The organism is Streptomyces sp. NPDC058371 (assembly GCF_042723265.1).
Classification (GTDB): Bacteria; Actinomycetota; Actinomycetes; order Streptomycetales; family Streptomycetaceae; genus Streptomyces.
In genome coordinates this window covers 1072469-1086247 of record NZ_JBHXJC010000001.1, presented here as the reverse complement: position 1 = coordinate 1086247, position 13779 = coordinate 1072469, and the positions used below count along the sequence as shown (strand labels likewise).

13 protein-coding genes are annotated in these 13779 nt (G+C 70.7%); 5 read left to right on the top strand and 8 right to left on the bottom strand.

Features of this window, described 5'->3' with window-relative positions; translation table 11 throughout:
• Window positions 1-26 precede the first annotated feature (26 nt).
• Window positions 27-992, top strand: a complete 966-nt coding sequence (locus ACFWM2_RS04680; protein WP_383272959.1) for an alpha/beta hydrolase fold domain-containing protein — start codon at window positions 27-29, stop codon at window positions 990-992.
• A 36-nt stretch (window positions 993-1028) separates the two neighbouring features.
• Here ACFWM2_RS04680 and ACFWM2_RS04675 read toward each other — a convergent pair whose 3' ends face one another.
• Window positions 1029-1781: a response regulator transcription factor gene (locus ACFWM2_RS04675; protein ID WP_383272957.1), complete on the bottom strand. Its 753-nt coding sequence runs from the start codon at window positions 1779-1781 to the stop codon at window positions 1029-1031.
• Window positions 1782-2268: 487 nt separating this feature from the next.
• Here ACFWM2_RS04675 and ACFWM2_RS04670 point away from each other — a divergent pair, with 487 nt between their 5' ends.
• On the top strand, window positions 2269-4314 hold the full coding sequence (locus ACFWM2_RS04670; RefSeq protein WP_383272955.1) for a SpoIIE family protein phosphatase: 2046 nt from the start codon (window positions 2269-2271) through the stop codon (window positions 4312-4314).
• A 125-nt stretch (window positions 4315-4439) separates the two neighbouring features.
• On the opposite strand, the gene ACFWM2_RS04665 is transcribed toward ACFWM2_RS04670, so the two are convergent.
• From ACFWM2_RS04665 to ACFWM2_RS04655, 3 genes are all read right to left on the bottom strand, one after another.
• Window positions 4440-4826 carry a PPOX class F420-dependent oxidoreductase gene (locus ACFWM2_RS04665; protein WP_383272953.1) on the bottom strand — a complete coding sequence of 129 codons (387 nt, stop codon included), beginning with the start codon at window positions 4824-4826 and terminating at the stop codon, window positions 4440-4442.
• Between the two features lie 52 nt (window positions 4827-4878).
• Window positions 4879-5508 carry an HAD family acid phosphatase gene (locus ACFWM2_RS04660; RefSeq protein ID WP_383272951.1) on the bottom strand — a complete coding sequence of 210 codons (630 nt, stop codon included), beginning with the start codon at window positions 5506-5508 and terminating at the stop codon, window positions 4879-4881.
• 94 nt (window positions 5509-5602) lie between these two features.
• On the bottom strand, window positions 5603-6370 hold the full coding sequence (locus tag ACFWM2_RS04655; protein ID WP_383272949.1) for a type 1 glutamine amidotransferase domain-containing protein: 768 nt from the start codon (window positions 6368-6370) through the stop codon (window positions 5603-5605).
• 388 nt (window positions 6371-6758) lie between these two features.
• On the opposite strand from ACFWM2_RS04655, the gene ACFWM2_RS04650 reads away from it, so the two are divergent.
• The 3 genes from ACFWM2_RS04650 to ACFWM2_RS04640 all read left to right on the top strand — a co-directional run bounded on the left by ACFWM2_RS04650 (window position 6759) and on the right by ACFWM2_RS04640 (window position 9614).
• Window positions 6759-7589 (top strand): SAM-dependent methyltransferase, encoded by an 831-nt coding sequence (locus ACFWM2_RS04650; RefSeq protein ID WP_383272947.1) that lies wholly within the window; start codon window positions 6759-6761, stop codon window positions 7587-7589.
• Between the two features lie 45 nt (window positions 7590-7634).
• Window positions 7635-8159 carry a GNAT family N-acetyltransferase gene (locus tag ACFWM2_RS04645; protein ID WP_383272945.1) on the top strand — a complete coding sequence of 175 codons (525 nt, stop codon included), beginning with the start codon at window positions 7635-7637 and terminating at the stop codon, window positions 8157-8159.
• Window positions 8160-8252: 93 nt separating this feature from the next.
• Window positions 8253-9614, top strand: coding sequence for a S1 family peptidase (locus tag ACFWM2_RS04640; RefSeq protein WP_383272943.1), 1362 nt, complete (start codon window positions 8253-8255; stop codon window positions 9612-9614).
• A 122-nt stretch (window positions 9615-9736) separates the two neighbouring features.
• On the opposite strand, the gene ACFWM2_RS04635 is transcribed toward ACFWM2_RS04640, so the two are convergent.
• From ACFWM2_RS04635 to ACFWM2_RS04620, 4 genes are all read right to left on the bottom strand, one after another.
• Window positions 9737-9922, bottom strand: a complete 186-nt coding sequence (locus ACFWM2_RS04635; RefSeq protein ID WP_383272941.1) for a hypothetical protein — start codon at window positions 9920-9922, stop codon at window positions 9737-9739.
• A 159-nt stretch (window positions 9923-10081) separates the two neighbouring features.
• Entirely contained in the window at window positions 10082-10777 is a 696-nt protein-coding gene (locus ACFWM2_RS04630) for a L,D-transpeptidase (protein ID WP_383272939.1), read from the bottom strand.
• Between the two features lie 582 nt (window positions 10778-11359).
• Window positions 11360-12649, bottom strand: a complete 1290-nt coding sequence (locus ACFWM2_RS04625; RefSeq protein ID WP_383272937.1) for an MFS transporter — start codon at window positions 12647-12649, stop codon at window positions 11360-11362.
• Window positions 12650-12827: 178 nt separating this feature from the next.
• On the bottom strand, window positions 12828-13742 hold the full coding sequence (locus ACFWM2_RS04620) for an SDR family oxidoreductase (RefSeq protein ID WP_383272935.1): 915 nt from the start codon (window positions 13740-13742) through the stop codon (window positions 12828-12830).
• Between the last annotated feature and the right edge of the window lie 37 nt (window positions 13743-13779).

The following is a 13779-nucleotide window of genomic DNA, read 5'->3' as shown; positions in this document are numbered from 1 at the left end:
GGATGACGGGGCCGGTGCCGTTCCGCGTGGCGAGCACCGTCGCGCCCTCCGACACCAGCACGAGCATCGTGATCGACGTCGACGCGGCCGCCCAGATGAAGAACGGCCGGGTCGAGCTGGGCGAACGGCGTGACATCACCTTCGCCGAGCGCACTCTCGCCGACGGCACCGTCCTCGCCCTGAAAATGGACCTGTTGCTGCCGAAATCCGCCGACGCCGCCCTGCCGGTGGTCGTCCACGTCCCGGGTGGGGCGTTCCTGGTCGCGGCGAAGGACAGCCCGGACGCGCGACGGCGGAACGTGGCCGAGGCGGGTTTCGCGGTGGCCAGTGTCGAGTACCGCACCACGCTGCAGGGGGCCGTCTGGACCGACGGCGTCGCGGATGTGAAGTCGGGGATCCGTCATCTGCGCGCCCACGCCGACGAGTACGGGATCGACGCCGGCCGGATCGCGGTGTGGGGCGAGTCGGCCGGCGGCTATCTCGCCGCGATGGTGGGTGTGACCAACGGCCTCTCCCGGTTCGACAGCGGCGACCACCTCGACCGGAGCAGCGAGGTGGCGGCCGTGGTCGACATGTTCGGTGCCGGCGATCTCAGCGCCATCGCGGCGGACTTCGACGACGAGACCCAGGAGTTCTTCCGCGGCGCGGACAACAGCATCGCCTGGTACGTCTTCGGCCGGAACAGCGGCACCGCACTCGCCGACGATCCCGGCGCCACGACCCGCGCCGACCCGGCCACGTACATCAGTGCCTCGACTCCCCCGTTCCTGCTGTTCCACGGGACCGACGACCATCTCATCTCGCCGAGTCAGACGCTGACCCTGCACAACGCGCTGCGCGAGGCCGGGGCGGACAGCACGCGCTACGTGGTCCAGGGCGCAGGGCACGGCGACATGGCCTTCCTCGGCGATCAGGAGGCGGTACTGCCCTGGTCGTCCCGGCAGGTGATGGGCCTTCTGATCGACTTCCTGCACTCCCGCCCGACGCAGTAGGGGCCGGGCGGGCAAGCATCCACCGCCGGGCACGACTCACGCGACGGCCGGTTTGAGGACGTAGCCGCAGCCGCGCACCGTGTGGATCATCGGGGCGCGGCCGACATCGACCTTCTTGCGCAGGTACGAGATGTACAGCTCGACGACCTGGGCGTGCCGGCCGTAGTCGCGGGACCAGACCGACTCCAGGATCACGCTCTTGCTGAGGACGCGCCGCGGGTGACGCATCAGCAGGTGCAGCAACTCGTACTCGGTGGGAGACAGGTCGATGGCCTGTCCGTCCCGGGCGACGGCGTGCGCCTCCTCGTCGAGTATCAGGTCGCCGACGGTCAGCCGCCCGCGGTTCGCGTCCCGGCGGTCGGTGCCGGAGGTGCGCAGCAGTCCGTGCAGCCGGGCGCTGACCTCCTCCAGGCTGAGCGGCTTGGCGACGTAGTCGTCGCGGCCCGAGCGGAGACCCGCGATCCGGTCGTCGGCCGTGTCCCGGGCGGTGAGGAACAGCACGCGCACCAGCGGGAGTTCGGCCCGCAGATCGCGCAGGACGCTGATACCGTCGCCGTCCGGCAGCATGACGTCGAGCAGCACCGCGTCCGGGCGGAACTGCCGTGCGGCGCGGAGGGCCGAGGCCCGGTCGGTCGCGGGCCGCGCGTCGAACCCCTCATGGACGAGCACACCGCAGAGCACCTCGGTGAGACGGGGTTCGTCGTCGACCACGAGCACCCGCACGGCGGTGCCGTCGAAGCGGGCGAGCGGAGCGGCGGCGGACCCGGCGTCGGGTCGGAAAGCAGTCATCGTGCCCACAGGATTAGCGCTTCCGTCTGAGATTCCCCTTAAGGCGGACGGCGGAGCGCGGTGGGACGACCCGGGGGCCAGGAATCGGGCGCCCCGGCGGCGCCGCACATTTCCCCGGTCGGCGAGGAGGAGCGGACAGGGATCACCTCGGCGGCAGAACGTGACCGAATGCCCCGAGGTTATGATCGAAACGAGCGCCCGAGCGGGCGTGGGCGCACGTATCCGTCGCCCGCACGACGGATTCCTCCCGGCAGAGAACGTCCCGCTCTCGGCGCCCGACGCTCCCCGCGTGCGCCCGGGCGGCGCCCCCGGCGACCGGGCCGCCGTCTCCGCTGCCCGGCCCCATCGGCTCGGACAGCACGGAAGTACGAGGCGGCTGCGGGTATACGTGGTGCAGATGGGGCCCGGACGGTCATGCTGTAGGTAATCGAAGATCGGCGGAGCGGACCCTGGCGGTGCCGGAGGCGCGCCGGAAGGAGCGGCTGGAATGCACGGGTACGCATCCGGAATGAGCGACGGAGCCACTGCGGCACCGGGCGGACTGCTCGACCTTCTGCAGGTGGCGGCCGTGGTGCTGGACGGTGACGGCCTCGTCGTCCTCTGGAGCCCCGAAGCCGAACAGCTGCTCGGATATGTGGCCGACGAGGCCCTCAACCGCAGGGCCGACTCCCTCCTGGTGTCACCCGAGAAGCGGCACAAGTCCCGGCAGCTCTTCGAGCAGGTGCGGTCGGGCGCGGGCTGGGCGGGCGTCTTCCCGCTCCTGCACAAGGACGGCACGGAAGTCCCGGTGGAGTTCCGCACCATGCGCCTGCACGACAGCCAGGGGCAGATACATCTGCTGGGCCTGGCCGCGGACGCCTCGACGGTGCGCGGCGTGGAGCGGGATCTGGCCCTGTCGCACAGCCTGGTCCACCAGACGCCGGTGGGGATCGGAGTGTTCGACACCGACCTCAAATGGGTCAGCGTCAACCCGGCCCTGGAACGGATCAACGGACTGACCGAAGCGGAGATACTCGGACGCCGTGTCCGGGACGTACTGCCGAACCTGGACTTCGAGGCGATCGAGTCGCGGCTGCGGCACGTGCTGGTCACAGGCAGACCGCTGCTGGACCAGCAGACCATCGGCCGGACGGCCGCGGACACCCAGGACCGGGCGTACTCGGAGTCGTACCACCGCATCGAGGACGCCGAGGGCCGGGTTCTGGGCCTGGCGATGGCCGTCATCGACGTCACCGAGCGGCAGCAGGCGGCGACGGAGGTCTCCCAGGCCCGCGAACGCCTGTCCATGATCGCGGACGCGGGCGCCCGGATCGGCACCACGCTGGACCTTCAGCAGACGGCCCGGGAGCTCGCCGACGTGGCGGTACCGCATCTGGCCGATCTGGCGGCGGTCGACGTACTGGAGACCGTCGTCAGTCATGGCGCCACCGCCGCGGTCACGGGTGACGCGCATGCCGAGTTCCGGGCGCTCGCGGTGGCGGCCGGGTATCTCACCGACGCGATCCATGCCGCGGACCCGGTGGGAGAGCTGGCCACCTACAGCTCGTCGCGGATCATCACCCAGTGCGTCCGCGAGGCGCGGCCGGTCCTGGTGGAGCACGTGAACCCGGCGATGATGCGACGCATCGCCAGGGACTCGCACGCCGCGCAGGCGCTGCACACGGCAGGCGTCCACTCGTATCTGGCCGTTCCGCTGATCGCCCGCGGGGAGGTGCTCGGCACCCTCAGCCTGTACCGCACCGTCAACGCCCGGCCCTTCGACGAACAGGACCGCATCCTCGCCTCGGAACTCGCCGCGCGGGCGGCCATCTGCGTCGACAACGCCCGGTTGTACGGACGTGAGCGCACCGCGGCCCTGACCCTCCAGCGCAGTCTGCTGCCCGCCGCGCCCGCGGAACACGCGGGACTTGAGATCGCCGCCCGCTATCTCCCGGCCCTGAGCGAGGTCGGCGGGGACTGGTACGACGTCCTCCCGCTGGGCCCGGGTCGAACCGGCCTGATCGTCGGTGACGTGATGGGCAAGGGGGTCCAAGCCGCCGCCGTCATGGGGCAGTTGAGTACGGCGACCCGCGCGCTGGCCCGACTCGACCTGCCCCCCGCCGAGTTGCTGCGCCACCTCGACGACATCACGGGATCCCTCGGCGACACGATCGCCACCTGTGTCTACGCGGTGTGCGATCTGGGCCGGGGCACCTGTGAACTGTCCAGCGCCGGCCATCTGCCGCCGGTCATGATCCGCCCCGACAACAGTGCCGAACTCCTCGACGTGCCGGGCGGGGTGCCGCTGGGTGTCGGCGGCGTGGACTTCGGGACCATGGAGCTGGAGATGGCTCCGGGCTCGCTGCTCGCCCTGTACACCGACGGGCTGGTGGAGAACCGCAGCGATCCCATCGACACCGGTCTCGCGACCCTCACCCGACTTCTCCAGGGCACTCAACGCCCGCTGGAGGCGACCAGCGACATGCTGCTCGCCGCGCTGCGCCCCGAGCCCGACGACGATGTCGCTCTGCTGCTGGTTCGCCGGCGCGACTGACTCCGCCGTGCCGCGTGGGCGAGGGCCCGCCGGCACCGGGCGCTCGCCCGGTCAGGCCGTGACCGCCGGTACCGAACGCTCGCCGCTCGTCGGGCCGTGACCGCCGGCCGAACGCTCGCCCCTGTTCAGGCCGTGAGCCGGATACGGATGCCGACCGTGCCGCTCTCGCCGCGGCGCAGCCGGCTGCCGAGGAGGGTCAGACGGCCGATGATGCCGTACTTGCCGGCGATGAGCTTCCGGTAGCGGGCGGTCTCCGCCGCGTCCAGGATCTCGGCCGTGGCGGGGAGCTGGGCGCCGGTCGGGTGGCCGCGCATGTCGCAGGGGCCGGCCTGGACGTCGGGGCGGTTGCGGATCCGCTTCACCTTTCCGGTGTCCGTACCCGTCCAGACGCCCAGCGCGTCGCCGTCGCGGACCACCCAGAGCGGAGTCGCGACGCCCCTGCCGTTCTTCCGGTAGCTGGTGATCAGCAGGTATCTGCCTGCCGCGAGTGTGTCCAGCGGGGAATCGTCCATACCTCGAGTCTAGGCGGCCGACCCGCCGTGGCGACGGGTCGACCGCCGGCGCTCAGGACAACTGACCGTCGTAGTCGGGCAGCTTGAAGGTGCGCTCGGCGTGACCGCCGACCAGGTCGGAGTCGTTGTTGCCGACGTTCGCGATGATCGTGTAGCCCTGTGCCTCGATGTCCGCGCGCTCGCCGGTCTTGTAGGCGCTGACCTCGTCGAACAGGTCCGGCAGGTCACGCACGAAGAGGCCGGTCACCGGGTAGCCCACGGTCTTGAGGTTCCACTCGGTCTCGCTCGCGATGATGCCCGGCCGGGCGCTGACGAAGAAGACGGCGACACCATGGGAATCGGCGTAGCGCGCCAGCGCCAGAGAGGCCTCGACCGCGGGGGTGGGCAGCTCGTACCAGGGGTGGAAGCCCGTCTCCAGCGTGGTGTTGTCGATGTCGAAGACCAGGGCGAGCTTCTGGCCATCTGTGTGGGCGGCGCGCTGCTGCACATAGGGCAGCGCCTGGTCGATGACGGCCTGGACGTCGCTCTGCCACGTTGCGTAATCGACCTCGGCCGCCTGCACCGCCGTCACGGCCGGGGCCGCCGCGGCCGCGGTCTGCGTGGCGGCGACCGTCCCGCCCAGTCCCAGCGCCACGACCATCGAGACCGCGCCGATCCGGCGCCCCACACCACGTCCTGTCATTCCTGTCCCTTTCTCGTCCCTGAGCGGCGAGAAGGATCTCCGCGCCGCGTAAGCCATGCTCACGACAAACAGTAGAGGCAAAGCAACGTGCGGGTTACTGATTGGTAGCGACTTCTCGTCCCTTGAGAAGACCGAGGTAGCGCCGTGCGAAGAGATACGCGTCGCCGGGCCAGCGGGCCGACAGGTACATCCCGTCCTGGACGACGAAGGCCGCGCTGTCGTCGGCCGCGCTCCCCCGCCGCGTCAGGACCCGCGGGCCCCGCTCGAACCGCCCGCCGGAACCGGTGAGCGCCGACCTGACCTCGTCCTCCACGTAGGCGGGATAGGTGCGGTAGTAGCGTCCCAGCCGCCAGGCGGTGGTCAAGTAGGCGGTGCGTTCCATGTACTTGGGCAGACAGGTCGTACGGCGGTCGGCCAGCACACTGCGGCCGGTGGCGGGGTCCTGGGCGCGGGCGAGGACGAGAACGCCGTGGCAGATGGCGCCAACGGGCCGCTTCAGGGCCCAGAACCGCGCGGCCTGCTCCTGGAGCGGGCGCGAGCCGAGGTACTGCCGCATACCGGGAGCGTGCCCTCCGGGCAGGAGCAGGCCGTCGAACTCCTCGACGTCCACCTCCGCCCAGGAGACGGTCGAGCCGAACTCCGGGGTCCGGGTGAGTTTCTCGTAGAAGCGGCGCGGCTCCGCATCGGCACCGAGCTGCCCGAAGAGGACTCCGGTGAGCAGCCGCGGGTCCGCCGCGGGCCGGGTCCCCGCGTGCTCGGTGGCGAGGACGACCTCGTGCCCCGCGTCGGTGAGGACCCGCCAGGGCACCGCCACCTCGGTGACGTCGAAATCCCGGTCGGGCACCGGCATCAGCACACGCATGCGCACATCATGACAGGACCGAACTCCGGCCCATCCGGGCGGGGTTGACGCCCGGAGAGAGTTCGGTTCGGCCGGCCCGTCCTGCGGGATGCTGGTCATGGGGCGGCAGAACAGGGGGCAGCACAGTGACTCGGGATCGTGTGGACCTGATACGAGGCGCAGCCGCCGGTCTGGGGCGACGAGCACAGCGGGATCCTGCTGGGTCTGCGCGAGAGGATACCCGCGGCCGACCGTCAGGCGGCCGGTGCCGACGGCGCAGCCCGCCAGGGACCGGCCGGGACCGGCGCTTTTCCACCGATTGAATACGGCTCCCAGGGTGGAAAAGGCAACTCGGCCGTCTAGATTGCCCGTTGACACCAAATTTCATGGAACTCCAGGAGTTGACCCCGTGACCGAGAACAAGGCAGCCGAGGAACACCCCTCCGAGTCGGTGCGCAGCCGCATCGTCACGACGCAGCCGCACACGGCCCGGATCTGGAACTACTGGCTGGGCGGCAAGGACAACTACGAGGTGGACCGCGCGGCCGGGGACCAGATCCGACAGCTGCACCCCGGAATCGGTGACTACGCCCAGGCCGACCGGCTGTTCCTGGGGCGGGCCGTGCGGCATCTGGTGGCCGACCGCGGGATCCGGCAGTTCCTCGACATCGGCACAGGCCTGCCGACCGCCGACAACACCCACGAGGTCGCGCAGCGCCTCGCCCCGGACGCACGGATCGTCTACGTCGACAACGACCCGCTCGTGCTGGCCCACGCCCGCGCCCTGCTCACCAGCACACCGGAGGGCACCACCGACTACCTCGACGAGGATCTGCGCAATGTGGACTCCATCCTCGAACACGCGGCCAAAACGCTGGACTTCAGCCGGCCGATCGGGCTGATGCTGCTCGGCGTCGTCATCTTCGTCGGCGACGACGACGAGGCGTACGGTCTCGTGCGCCGCCTGCTGGAGGCCCTTCCCGCCGGCAGCCACCTCGTTCTCTCGCACACCATCACCAGCCCCGCGATGCCCGACGTGGACGACGCCGTGGCCTTCTGGAACGAGCACGGCACCCCGAAGCTGACCCAGCGCACCCCGGAGGCCGTCGCCCGCTTCTTCGACGGCCTCGAACTCCTCGAACCGGGCGTCGTCTCCTGCTCGCGCTGGCGCCCGGAGGACACGTCCGGCGACGAGCCGGACGAGGTGGCCATGTTCGGCGGAGTCGGCCGCAAGCTCTGACGGCCCCCGCGGAACGACGAGCGGCACCGGATCGAGAGGAGACCGATGACCTCGGTCGACCGGGTCGGACTCCAGCTGGACGTGGACGCCTTCGACGCGCACCGCTTCCAGCAGTACGTCGAGCGGTGCCGCGCGTCCGGGATCCGGCTGACGACCCTGGCCGACGAGGGTGACACCCCGGAGCACCGCCGAGCCCTCTACGAGCTCAACAAGGAGTGCTCGGCGGACATCCCGGAGCGCGGGGAGTTCTACCCGTACGAGGAGTACCACCGGCTGCGGTTCGAGGTGCCGGCCTTCGATCCGCGCGGGGTCGTGCTGGCGCAGGCCGGCGGCACCTGGGTCGGGATGGCGGCCACCTCCGACCACCGGTCGTCCGGGTTCGTCTTCAACGAGATGACGGGGGTGCGCGCCTCGTTCCGCGGCCGGGGCCTCTCCGTGGCGATGAAGACGTTCGGGATGGGCTTCGCCGGGCTGTGCGGAGTGCGCACCGTACGCACCTTCCACCACCCCGCCAACGCGAGCGCCATCGCGATGAACCGGACGCTCGGGTACATCGACGCCCAGTGGTGAACACCGGGGCGCGACCGCACGTATGAAGGAAGGGCGCTCGACCGGCGCCCCGGCGGTGGCGACGCCGCGCAGCATCGGCTTCGGGAGCCATTGATGAGGCACGCACGACGACGGATCGTCCGACGAGGGGCGCGATTCGCGGCCGTCGGCGGGCTTCTCTGCGGAGGGCTGATGGTGACCCAGGCCATGGCCGCCGAACCGTCCGCCACCTCGCGTGCCCCCTCCGGATCCGCCGCACAGGCGGCCGCCGACATGGGCGCCGGACTGGTCTCCCGCCTCGGTACGTCCCGTACGGCGGGCAGTTGGATCGGCACGGACGGCAGGCCGGTCGTCGCGGTGACCAACGCGGACACGGCGGCCGAGGTCAAGGAGGCGGGGGCCCGCCCCAAGGTCGTCGACCACAGCATGAAGGAGCTCAAGTCCGCGACGAAGAGCCTGAGTTCGGCGCCCCGGGTCGCGGGCACCTCGTGGGCCGTCGACTACGCGCACAACGAGGTGGTGGTACGGGGCGACAGCACCGTCTCCGCCTCCGACTGGTCCCGGATGACGAAGCTCGCCGACGGCCTCGGCGGCTCCGTACGCATGGAGCGGACCCAGGGCACGTTCACCACACGGCTGAACGGCGCGCAGCCCATCTTCTCGACCGGCGGGCGCTGTTCGGCGGGCTTCAACGTGACCAACGGACAGAGTGAGTTCATCCTCACGGCCGGGCACTGCGGTCCGGCCGGTTCCGTCTGGTTCGCGGACAACGGGGGCGCCCAGCAGGTGGGCCGGACGATCACCGACTCGTTCCCGGGCAGCGACTTCTCGCTGGTGCAGTACACCAACGGCCAGACGGAGGCCGGCAGCAATGTCGTCGCGGTCGGCGACGGCAAGGGGGTGCGGATCAACGGCGCCGCTGACGCGGCCGTCGGCCAGCGCGTCTTCCGCAGCGGCAGCACCAGTGGGCTCCACGACGGCAAGGTGACCGCGCTCAACGCGACGGTCAACTACCCCGAGGGCACGGTCACCGGACTCATCGAGACCACCGTGTGCGCCGAACCGGGTGACAGCGGTGGCCCGTTGTTCTCGGACGGCGTGGCTCTCGGGGTGACGTCCGGCGGCAACGGCGACTGCGCCTCGGGCGGTACGACGTTCTTCCAGCCGGTGATCAAGGCGATGACCGAGCTGGGCGTACGGCTGGCCGGACTGCCGCAGGCCGCGGCCAGTGCGGGCGGCCAGGCCGCGTCCGACCCGTCGGCCGCACCGGGATCCGCCCAACCGGGCGCGGTCGAGCCCGTCGACACCGCCGACGGATCCGACACGCTCGTCTCCCGGCTGACGAATCCGCAGAACGTCGGCCCGGGTCTGCTCGTCATCGCGGGCAGCATCATCGCGCTGGTCGCGACCCGCTACATCCGGACGGAGCAGGAGCGCAACCGCTACCGGCGCCACTATTCACAGAGTTGGGGTTGATCCGCCTCGCGGGGCAGGCCGGGCGTTCGCCGTGCGGTGGCCGGGCCCGCGGCGGCGACCGAGAACGGTCGTCGCCGCGATGGCGGATGGTGGAGTGTCAGGCCGTCTCGGTGGAGACGCGCTCACGCGGCCTGCGTGGGGCGCGGGGAGGCCGCCGCCCATTCCAGGACGAGCCGCTGGTACTCCCGCCGCTCGTCCATGGTCAGCGTCCCGCCCGTCCGGAACCAGAGAGCCCGGATCTCCTCGTTGACCTCGGCGGCAGAGCGCGCCGAGGAGGTTTCAGGAGTGGTGGACATGGTGTGAAGCATACGGCGCCTGGCGTGAAGACGATGTGAGTAATGACGCGTCTACGGGCATTCCGGACCGTGAAGCTGATCACGCCTGTTCGCCGGTGAGCTGACCTGGGTCCTCCCGCCGGCGAATACGTGACCGGGGTCACCGCACGAGTGGCGCGTCGGCGCCACCGGTCAGGTGCCCGGCTTCCGGCCGTACACGAACACGTCGTCGCCGTTCTTCAGCAGCGACCAGTACTTCTTCGCGGTGGCGGTGGTCATGTTGACACAGCCGTGCGAGCCGGGCGGGTTCCACATGCTGAGGCCCACCGAGTGGAACGCCTGGCCGCCGTCGAAGAACTGGCTGTACGGCATCGGCACGTTGTAGATGTTCGAGACGTGGTCGATGTCACGCCAGTAGACCTGCTTCAGGCCGGTGCGCGTCTCGTAGCCGTCACGTCCCGTGCGGACCGGCACCGGACCGTAGACGAGCGTGCTGCCGTCCTGGATCCAGCTGAGCTGCAGCGTGAGGTTGACGCAGGCGATACGGCCCTTGTTGACCGGACACTTGCCGTCCTTGTTGGGGTTGCTCCCGACGGCCTTCTGCTTGTTCATGAGATCCATCACGCCCCAGGTGACGGATCCCGCGTACCCGATGTTCGGGCTGATGCCGTGCTTGGTCTGGAAGGCCTTGGTGGCCTTGCAGTCGGCGGTGGACTGCCGGCCGTCGACCGGGCGGCCGAGGAACTTCTCCACCTGCTTCTGATACGGGCCGGTCTGTGTCGTGCAGCTCGCCGCCTGGGCGGGCGCCGCGCCCAGCGCGAGTGTGAGCGGTGCCACCAGTCCGGCGATGCCGAGTGCGACGGCTCCCCGTCTGCGTATGTCCCCCATGATCGGGCCCTTCCCCTTTGTGCGGTGCTTCGATCTCTGCCAGCTAGACCGGCCGCCGGGGACATCGGTTGTAGTGCCCGTCACGCTGCGACGAAACGGTGACATTCCTTGTCACGGAGGCGGCCCACGGCGGCCTTCGGCCGTGGGCGACCAGTGGGAGATCCTGCCTGGCACCGTAACAGGGGGCGAAACGGACGGTTCCGGTCCGGGGGCGGGTCGTGGCGTACGCGGTCGGGGCCGGCGCGGGACCCGGCCACGAGCCTACACGCCGGGACGGCCCAGGGCCCGCGACTTCGCCGCCAGGAAGCCGATCGGGCTCGCGGACCGGCCGGCCGCCCGGCCCGACCCGAGCGCCGGCGGCAATGGCGCCGAGGGCACACCGGCCCGGTTCGCCGAACGCTGGGCGACCCCACTCAGGAGCGGCTGCACGCTCTGGCCCGCTCGCTCGCCGACACGGGCGAGACCTTCCTGACCCCCACCGTCCACGCCGGCACGCACACCCTCCGAGCGGCCTTCAGCAACGGGCGCACGACGGAGTCCGACACGGATTGAGTCCTGTCAGCACTCCTGCGGGCCGCACGGTCAACGCCGACGCCGTGACAGCCGGCTGCTCGGCGTCGCCGGATCCACGGCCGGAGTCTCGGCCTGTTGCTCGGGCAGGGTGCGACGTTTGCGGACCGGGGAGAAGAACACGGGGAGGAAGGCGGTGGTCAGGAAGGCTCCGCCGAGCCACAGGGTGGTGTGGACTCCGGCGAGTTGGCCGGTCAGGCCGGAGACGGCGGCGCCGAGGGCGAGCGCGCCGGTGAGGACGAAGCGGAAGGTGGCGTTCATACGGCCGAGGAGCGCATCGGGCGTCATCCGCTGGCGCAGGGTCACGCCGAGGACGTTGTCCATGCCCGTCTTGAACATGGCCAGCACCCAGCCGGTGGCGGCGATCCACAGCCAGGGGCCGTTGCCGACCAGGGGCACCAACAGGCCGGCCGGTGCGATGCAGAGGCCGAAGAGGCCCAGGGTCCGGCCGTAGCCGAAGCGCGTGGCGAGGGGGCGGGCGCAACGGGCGCCGAGCAGCAGGCCGACGCCGCCTGCTGCCCAGTACAGGCCCAACACGCCTGCAGGTAGCCCGAGTTCGCGGTAGAAGAGCACCGGAAGCATGGTGTTGATGATCTGCGAGCCCATGTTGTTGAGGGCCGCCGTGAGCGCCAGGGCCCGGAGCTCCCTGTTGCCGAAAACGTGCCGCAGACCCTCGGCTATCTGGACGCCGAGACGTACGGAAGGCCGTGGCGGAGGGGCGACCGAGCCGCGCACGAAGGTCAGTTGCACGGCCGAGGCGAGATAGGTGACCGCCGTGCAGAGCACAGCCACCGGTGCGGTGAGCAGCTGGACAAGGCCGCCGCCCGCGCCGCGCCCCGCCACATTGCTCACCGCCATCAGGCTCACCAGAGCCGCGTTCGCCCGTACCAGGGCCTGACGGCCTACCAGTTGGGGCAGCGCGCTCTGCGAGCCGACGTCGAAGAAGACGGTGGCGCAGCCGTTCAGCAGGACCACCGCGTACAACTGGCCGAGGCTGAGCGCGTCCAGCCACCAGGCGATCGGCACCGAGGCGAACAGGACCGCGCGGGCCAGGTCCGCCACGATCAGCACCCGCCGGTGACGCATCCGGTCGACCCACGCACCGGCGGGCAGCCCGATGAGCAGGAAAGCGAGGGTGCTCAACGTGGCCAGTGCGCCGACCTGTCCGGGGCTCGCGTCGAGCGCGGCCACGGCGATCAGGGGTACGGCGACATAGCTGATGTTGGTGCCCAGCTGGCTGAGCGTCGTCGCCGCGAACAGGGTGCGGAAGTCGGCTGTCCGCCAAGGGGAGTCGGTCTGCATGGCCCGTTCGTCCGGTGGAGGCCTCCTCATCCGGTGGGGCGGCCTGTACTCGTGAACGGTGCCCGACACCGACTCCGCAGCACAAGTGAAAAGATCTACAGGGACCTTTAAGGGATACTACTGGATCGAGGGCCGGCCGTCGGCGTGGGAACGTACGGCACGGACGGCGGCCGTCGTCTCAGCGATAGCCGTTCGTGTCCGCCGGCTTGTCCGGGTCCTGTACCTCGACCAGGTAGCGCCAGGCGTCGGGGCGGCTGCCGTCGCGGTCCGTGAACCCGTAGGTGCGGGCCAGGCCGCCACTGGAGAGGGACTCCCCGTTCCAGCGGGCGCGTTCGGGGTCGGCGGCCAGGGCGGCCACGGCGCGGCCCACGTAGAACGGGGTCTCGGAGATGGCGAAGTGCGGCACGCGTTCCAGGGCGTCGCGCCAGTTGTCCTCGGTCACGCCGAAGTTCTCCAGCATCATCTCGGAGCGCAGCCAGCCGGGGGTGAGGGCGACGGCGGTGGCCCCGCGCGGTCCGAGTTCCCGGCCGAGGGCGTACGCCATGCGCAGGACGGACGACTTGGCGAGGTCGTAGAAGAAGGAGACGCGGTAGTTGGCCCGGTTGTACTCGGCGGTGCCGTCCGTCATCTCGACGACCAGTCCCCCGGGGTGGCGCAGCAGCAGCGGGAGCGCGTGATGGCTGGTGATCGCGTGGGTCTCGACGCCGAGCCGCAGCAGCCGCAGACCGTTGTCGAGGTCGTGCTCCCAGACCGGGGTGTCCCACTCGAAGAGCCGTTCCCCGCCCCAGATGTCGTTGACCAGGATGTCGAGCCGGCCCTGTTCGTCCGCGATGCGCTCCACGAGCGTACGGACCTCGGACGGCACGAGATGATCGGTGGGTACGGCGATCCCGCGGCCGCCCGCCGCGGTCACCAGGTCCGCCGTGTCCTCGATCGTCTCCGTCCGGTCGTACTCCGAACGCCGTGCGCGCGTGCTGCGTCCCGTCACGTAGACGACTGCGCCGGCCGCGCCCAGTTCGACGGCGATGCCCCGTCCCGCGCCCCGGGTCGCCCCCGCGACCAGTGCGATCCTGCCTTCCAGCGCCCCTGCCATGCCAGGCCTCCCCTGTCCGCGACTGCCACCTTGACGG

Bases quoted from the DNA above. Each gene is read 5' to 3' on its own strand.
- ACFWM2_RS04675 (WP_383272957.1), bottom strand. From the start codon at position 1,781: ATGACTGCTTTCCGACCCGACGCCGGGTCCGCCGCCGCTCCGCTCGCC.
- ACFWM2_RS04670 (WP_383272955.1), top strand. From the start codon at position 2,269: ATGCACGGGTACGCATCCGGAATGAGCGACGGAGCCACTGCGGCACCG.
- ACFWM2_RS04665 (WP_383272953.1), bottom strand. From the start codon at position 4,826: ATGGACGATTCCCCGCTGGACACACTCGCGGCAGGCAGATACCTGCTG.
- ACFWM2_RS04660 (WP_383272951.1), bottom strand. From the start codon at position 5,508: ATGACAGGACGTGGTGTGGGGCGCCGGATCGGCGCGGTCTCGATGGTC.
- ACFWM2_RS04655 (WP_383272949.1), bottom strand. From the start codon at position 6,370: ATGCGTGTGCTGATGCCGGTGCCCGACCGGGATTTCGACGTCACCGAG.
- ACFWM2_RS04645 (WP_383272945.1), top strand. From the start codon at position 7,635: ATGACCTCGGTCGACCGGGTCGGACTCCAGCTGGACGTGGACGCCTTC.
- ACFWM2_RS04640 (WP_383272943.1), top strand. From the start codon at position 8,253: ATGAGGCACGCACGACGACGGATCGTCCGACGAGGGGCGCGATTCGCG.
- ACFWM2_RS04635 (WP_383272941.1), bottom strand. From the start codon at position 9,922: ATGCTTCACACCATGTCCACCACTCCTGAAACCTCCTCGGCGCGCTCT.
- ACFWM2_RS04630 (WP_383272939.1), bottom strand. From the start codon at position 10,777: ATGGGGGACATACGCAGACGGGGAGCCGTCGCACTCGGCATCGCCGGA.
- ACFWM2_RS04625 (WP_383272937.1), bottom strand. From the start codon at position 12,649: ATGCAGACCGACTCCCCTTGGCGGACAGCCGACTTCCGCACCCTGTTC.
- ACFWM2_RS04620 (WP_383272935.1), bottom strand. From the start codon at position 13,742: ATGGCAGGGGCGCTGGAAGGCAGGATCGCACTGGTCGCGGGGGCGACC.